Origin of the sequence: Vibrio sp. Of14-4 (assembly GCF_022347625.1) — a bacterium.
GTDB classification, from domain to species: domain Bacteria; phylum Pseudomonadota; class Gammaproteobacteria; order Enterobacterales; family Vibrionaceae; genus Vibrio; species Vibrio pristinus.
Genome location: NZ_JAKRGI010000046.1, coordinates 1 through 1,810 on the forward strand (window position 1 = coordinate 1; position 1,810 = coordinate 1,810).

Annotated in this window: 1 protein-coding gene; it reads right to left on the bottom strand. The window is 52.9% G+C overall.

Annotation, left to right across the window (positions count from 1 at the left end; translation table 11 throughout):
- On the bottom strand, positions 1-1,810 hold a 1,810-nt coding region (locus tag MHN79_RS20695; RefSeq protein ID WP_239174868.1), incomplete at both ends, for a hypothetical protein.

Below are 1,810 nucleotides of genomic sequence, written 5' to 3' on the forward strand. Positions count from 1 at the left end.
GCGGCCAATAAACTGAGTGACTGGCTTGTCTTTTTGCACATCGGCAAAGCTCACCACAGCCGAGCGCTCGGTCACCAACTGGCCCCTGGCATCGTACTCGTAATCGGTGTCGTGACTGGCCACTTCTACCGAGGCTTGGCGCCACGCCGTGTAACGAGCAATGTCCACTTGCCCCTGCGCGCGGTCAATGGCGGCCTTGGCTTGGTATTGGGCGCGATTGGCTTGATTGAGCGAGACATTCACCTCGGCGTGCAAGTCAATGGCGCTGCCAAGTCTTTCCCCTGCCTGATTAAGCGACTGCGCCGTGCCCCTTAGTGACTGATGGGCCTTAGCAAATTGCGTGCTGGCTTGATTGAGCGTGGTGCGCGCGGCCAAAAGCTCAGAGGCCACGCGGGCTTTATCGGCTTGGGCGGTGCTCAGGTGCGTGCTCGCTTGAGACAATAATTGCTCAGCGGCTTCACGCTCGGCCGTGGCGCTTGACAGGCTCGCCTTGGCGCGGTCCATGGCTTGATTGGCGGAGGTAAGCTGAGTATTGGCCTTCGCCACATTGGAGCGCGCCGAATTTAGCGCTTGCTGAGCTTGTGTTTTGGCTTGCTCTACTTGACGAACCTTGGTCTCTGATTCCGAAATCAATGCATGATGGCGCTCAAGTGCTTGCTCATAACTTTGCACCTGCGAAGCCAAGTCCTGCGCCTGTTGGTTTGCTGCATCAAGCTCTGTGATAACAGAGAGGACAGAGTTAAGGTGTCGTTGCATTGCTCGGCTATGAGTCCGAGTGTAGATCATTATGTGCGCTATGTTGCCATAAGTATTTAGCTCACCTATAGCCTTCTCAAGAGCCGACCAGTTATTTCCACGATAAAGGGCGATATTCCTTGAAATCCTTTGAGCTATTGGGTCTATCCGATCGTAGTATCGCGTATATACCTCATCCATTTTGCTTAAAAATGAGCCATAACTGCGTATCTGCGCGCATAGCTGTTGTATGTCATCTTGCCCAATCCTTTCTCCTCCACTAATACGTCGGACAAGTGAATGCAACCTTTGCTCAGGCGCTAACGTATTAGAAGCAAACACTCTCATCGCAGCCACATCATTATGGTTATATTGAGAATGAGCAATAAAGTATCGCTCCGGATGCTCAATCGATCCATATCCAGACCAAGAGAAAGAACTTGATTCACCCCAAGAGTATCGAGCCCTGGGATTTATTTTATGCGCGGCAAGCTCTCTGAATAACCATGCTGGAAAACTTCGTGGGTTCCTATCTTTCCCGAAATCAGAAAGTAAGGCTTTCATACGCTCATTCATTTTGACGCTATTTGGATTGCTCAACAGACCGATAAGGCGCTCACTGATGGCACTACGCAACGTTTGGGCACTCGCCAGTTCTGATTTGGCAGCCGCCAAGGCGGTTTTTGCAGCGTCTCTGTCTTGCTTGGCCTGCTCTAATGCCTGTCGATGAACGGTTAAGTCCGTACTGAGATTCGTGAGTTGCCCTGACTTATCGACCACGCTTGCCTTAGCCGCATCCAGCTTTTCTTGCCACTGCTGGGCTTGCGCCTGCTGGGTGCGCAGCGCGGCGCTAGCGGTATTTTCAGCCGCTTGTTTGCCTGATAATGACTGCCAAGCGCTATCAAGACTGCGTTGACGAGCCTTAACCTCAGTGGTGTGCTCAGCCAGCGACACTTGCAACGCATCGTAAGCCTCGCGCTGGGCATTAAGCGCGTCAAACTGCGCCTGCATGCCTGCCGATAGGGTTTCTAATTCAGCGCGCAGCGCGGTCACCTTGGCTTGGTTGGCCGCCACG